The sequence below is a fragment of the Elusimicrobiaceae bacterium genome, assembly GCA_028700325.1.
In the GTDB taxonomy this organism is placed as follows: domain Bacteria; phylum Elusimicrobiota; class Elusimicrobia; order Elusimicrobiales; family Elusimicrobiaceae; genus JAQVSV01.
Genome location: JAQVSV010000116.1, coordinates 1 through 4155 on the forward strand (window position 1 = coordinate 1; position 4155 = coordinate 4155).

Here is a 4155-nt window from a genome sequence, read left to right on the forward strand (position 1 = left end):
CCATGACTTCGGAACAGCACTTTGCGGCGCGCCGGAAAAAGATTAAAATCATCCTGCATATTCTTAAGCAGCACCTCAGGCAAATCGAAACGCAGTAAACCGTTTAATACTGGTACCAGGGTTTGCCTTCGGAAGACTTTTCCTCCGAATTTATATACACCTGCCCGAACCGCGGCGAATTCGAATCTCCTATCACAAGCCAGCCCCCCGTCCCGGAAAGCGCGCCGCCGATATCGGGAGGCAGATTATCCTCCTCGACAATCATCACATTGCCGGACACAGGCGCGCCCGGAAGTTTAAGAGGGGGGACAGCCGGCAGATAATCCGGCACCAGCTCGTCAAGCCGGGAAAGACTTTTTCCTTTATTGGCCGCGACATACTTGGCTGTGGATGCCCGGAAAACCGCCAGCGTCGCTTTAATCTCCTCGAGCGACATTTCGGCCGCCGGCGCTGTTGAAGCCGCCACGTCAGGCGCGGCAGCTCCGCCCGGCGCGGGCCGCTTTTTCGGTTTAACCGCGGTAATCGGCTTAAGCGTACTGGCGATGGCGGCGGGGATGGCGTCCATATCGTCAATAAGGAAAGGAATGTCGCACAGGCCGGCTTTATAATATTCCTTTCCGAGCGCCTGCAGGTCAAGCTCAAGCGCGCGCACGCGCCAGCCGAGATCAAACCCTGTTTTAAAACAGCGGCTTTCTCCGCGCGCCAGCCGGATATCCCGGCGCAGCCGGTCAATCGCGGAACGCAGTTCGTTATAATCGCCGCTTTTAGGCTTTTGGGCAATATCTTTTATGATGGCGATATATTCCGGCATCTGTTCGATAGCCATTTTCAGGTCTACCTGCGCGGCGATAAGTTTCTCGTCCGGCTGATCCTGAGCCGCAAGCGGCATGACAGCGGCCGCGCAAAAAAGCAAAACGGCAAAAACTCGTTTCAAAATCATTATCTCCTCTCCAATCTGCCAGATCAAACCGGCGCGACATAATAAAGATATATTATTAGGGCGACTGTGCGCAACCGCATGTTCATTACCGGCCGGCTTTTTACCGGCATGGCTGCCAAGTCCGGTTTTTCTGCTACAATTATTATATGTGCCCGGCAGAATTCCGCATCAACCCCATAATCCCGCTGGCCTATAATATGGCGGACGGTTCGGCGCGGTATGCGCTGTTTATCGGCGCCGGCGTGTCAAAAGACGCCGGCATTCCCTCCGGCACGGATATCCTGCTCAAAACGCTGGCTCTCATTTACCAGATGGAAACGGGAGCGAAGGCGGCTCCGTCCGGCGCCGAACTCCGCAAGTATTACGAAAAGCATTTCGCCAACAGTTCCTACTCCGACATCGTGTCCGCGCTGATGCCCTCCAACGAGGAACAGCGCGACTACCTCAAAAACCTGTTCGCGGACAACGCGCCGGGGTCAGCACACCGCGCGATAGCGCGGCTGGTGAAAAAACGGATCGTCCGCTTCATCATCACCACCAATTTCGACAGCCTGCTTGAACGCGCGCTCGACGACGCGGGCCTCAACGGCTTTTACACCGTTTTCTCCGAAGACGAACCCCGTTTTTCCAAACCCTGGACCCAGGAAACCGGATGCAGAATTTACAAAACGCACGGCACCATTGAAAAAGGCAAAATCCGCAACACCAGGAAAGATCTGGCGGCCCTGCCCAGATCTCTGGCGCGCGACATAGCCGACATTATCGAACGGCACGGCCTGATCGTGCTGGGTTACGCCGCCAACGAGTACGACCGCGCCATAGCCGCGCTGCTTCAGAAACGCCGGTTCACGGGCTACAGCCTCTACTGGGCGGCTTATAAGGGCGAGCTGACAAAAAAGGCCCAGGAAATAATACGCCGGCAGGACGGCATTGTCCTGGAAACAGACAGCGCGTCCGAATTCCTCGACGAACTGGCCGCCCGCATTGAAATAGCGCGCGCTCATTCCGAGCAGAGCAGGAGCGCGGTTTATCAGGCCCGGTTCAAAAACCTGTTCCTGTCGCCCGCGCCGGACATAGAAATCCTCTACACAATAGATGCCGAGCGCGACAAAATCATCCGCCGCGTAAATTCCCGGCTCGATTCCGCCCCCGCCAGTTACCCGGAACTGTGGCCGGTATTTACGGAGCTGTTCGGCTTCTGCTCCAATTACCTGATGCTGACGGAACAGATTGCCCGTTACCGCCCGGCGGATTTCAAGCATATCCTCAGGATTTTCGAACCGCTGAGCCGCTCGGCAAATGATCCCGGTTTCGGCAAAACCGGCGTGCGCCAGTACCTGTGCTTCTGCCTGATGGAAATAATCGGCGCAATCGCTATCGAGCACGGCAAATTCGCCCTGCTGGCGGAACTGCTGAGGGTAAAGCGGCTGAATTTCACGCGCGACGGGCTGGAAAACATCATGGAATGGGATCTGCAGCCGGAGTTCATTCACTCCCGCCCGGGGCGCGATCCCGACGAGGCTAAACCCATCACCGTGATTTTCCAGTATCTGCTGGAACTGGTGAGCGCGCCGGGTTTCGCGCTGGAATTCGACATCAAAACCCGGCTGCTGGAAGCGGATCTGATGTTTCTCGCCCATTCGGTGAAGTTCCCGCTCAAAGCAAGCGCGGCCTTCTGGTTCGCACGCTCGCCGGTATACTGCGGAAACGGCTCGCCGGAACTGTTTAAGCGGATAAAATTCGATCCCGAGCTGGCGGAAACCGTGGGACGCGATTTCCTCGGCTCCGATGCCGCCGACCTGCTGCGCACGCTCAGCCGCGCAAAAACAATCATCCAGACCGATTTCGCCAACTGGTACCAGCGGTCCCGCTCGGCCGAGCAGACGCTCTCGGAATTCTAGCATATGCCAAAAGATCCGCTCGACCTGACCGCGTCTTTCCATCGCTGCTGGGACACCGTTCATCCCGCGCTGCCGGAAAAGGCCGTTCAGGCTTTGAAAAAACATAAAATCATTCTGGTGCCGGGTTTCATGTCGCGGATTTACACCGAACCCGTGACTATTATGGGTGTGGAACTGAGGCTCGGCAATTATTTCGACGAACAGATGCACTGGCTCAACGGGCTCGGCGTCAGCCACACGCGGCTGAAACTTATCGCAGGCGGATTTTTTGAAAAAAACGCCGAACACCTGGTGGAACTGATACGCGACTCGGAATACCCCGTAATCGCGCTGGCCCACAGCCGCGGCGGGCTCGATACGCTTGAGGCCTTACGGAAAATGCCGCCGCTGGCCGATAAAGTGGCAGGCGTAATCACCATCCAGTCGCCGTTTCACGGCACACCGGTGGCCGATTACGTTCATGAACGCGATATCATAAAAAAAATTTCCAGGCCGCTGCTTACTCAGGCCGGAGAAACCGCGACCTCCATTTACTGGCTGACCACGGATTTCCGCAAAGGTTATCTTGCGCGCAACAAAGCCGTGATAGCGGAGATCGTTAAAAAAGTGCCGTTTATCTGCGCGGGCTCACACTGCACGGAAGACGAATTGCGGCAGGACAGCACGCTCAAGCTCTCGGCGGCTATCCTGCGCGCCGTCGGAATACTGGAGCACGACGGGCTTGTCAACCTGCAAAGCACGCGCCTGCCTGGCGCGCAGTTCGTCGCGCTGGAAAAAACCAATCACCGCATGCCCGTGACCAACACAGGCGACTCGTTCGACCGGGTGCGGTTTACCCGCGCGTTGCTGTTTCTTCTTCTTGAAACCTTAAAGGCTGTTTAAGCGTAAAAAAAAGCTCCCCCGCATTCAAATACAGGGGAGCCTTCGAATTTCTGCCTGCCGATCTTGCCGGAATTTCCGAATTACCGGGAATCGTCATTCGTAAAGGGCGGCAAATCCGTGTCAAAATCATCGCTCCCGAAAGTGGTCAGTTCGCGCTTGCTTATCTCGGCGAGAGTAAGAATTATCAGAGTCTGGTTATCCGTATCCAGATACAGCCCCTTCCCGATTTTAGCCAGTGCGCGCTGCGTTTCTTCCATAAGTCCGGTGAGCTGCGGCAGCAAAATTTTTCGTTCCGCCTCAGAAATGCTGGACTTGCGCGCCTTGAGCAGATCAAGCGCAAACCCCAGCTCCGTCGAACAGGTTTCAAGGCTGTCGCAGGCAGCCTTCTTGTCCGAACTGACCGCCGTGAAAATACCGGAATCAAGCGCCCGG

At 56.2% G+C, this 4155-nt stretch carries 4 protein-coding genes; 2 read left to right on the forward strand and 2 right to left on the reverse strand.

Annotated features, from left to right (window positions below):
• Nucleotides 1–103: 103 nt before the first annotated feature.
• Complete coding sequence (locus tag PHW69_09900) at nucleotides 104–940, reverse strand: hypothetical protein (GenBank protein ID MDD4005495.1); 837 nt, start codon at nucleotides 938–940, stop codon at nucleotides 104–106.
• Between the two features lie 146 nt (nucleotides 941–1086).
• On the opposite strand from PHW69_09900, the gene PHW69_09905 reads away from it, so the two are divergent.
• Nucleotides 1087–2841 (forward strand): SIR2 family protein, encoded by a 1755-nt coding sequence (locus tag PHW69_09905; protein MDD4005496.1) that lies wholly within the window; start codon nucleotides 1087–1089, stop codon nucleotides 2839–2841.
• A gap of 3 nt (nucleotides 2842–2844) precedes the next feature.
• Complete coding sequence (locus PHW69_09910) at nucleotides 2845–3723, forward strand: hypothetical protein (GenBank protein ID MDD4005497.1); 879 nt, start codon at nucleotides 2845–2847, stop codon at nucleotides 3721–3723.
• Between the two features lie 80 nt (nucleotides 3724–3803).
• Here PHW69_09910 and PHW69_09915 read toward each other — a convergent pair.
• The coding region (locus PHW69_09915) for a hypothetical protein (GenBank protein ID MDD4005498.1) at nucleotides 3804–4155 on the reverse strand (352 nt) is incomplete at its 5' end.

Excerpts from the sequence above, each read along its gene's own strand:
- PHW69_09900 (MDD4005495.1), bottom strand. The coding sequence starts at position 940 with ATGATTTTGAAACGAGTTTTTGCCGTTTTGCTTTTTTGCGCGGCCGCT.
- PHW69_09905 (MDD4005496.1), top strand. The coding sequence starts at position 1,087 with ATGTGCCCGGCAGAATTCCGCATCAACCCCATAATCCCGCTGGCCTAT.
- PHW69_09910 (MDD4005497.1), top strand. The coding sequence starts at position 2,845 with ATGCCAAAAGATCCGCTCGACCTGACCGCGTCTTTCCATCGCTGCTGG.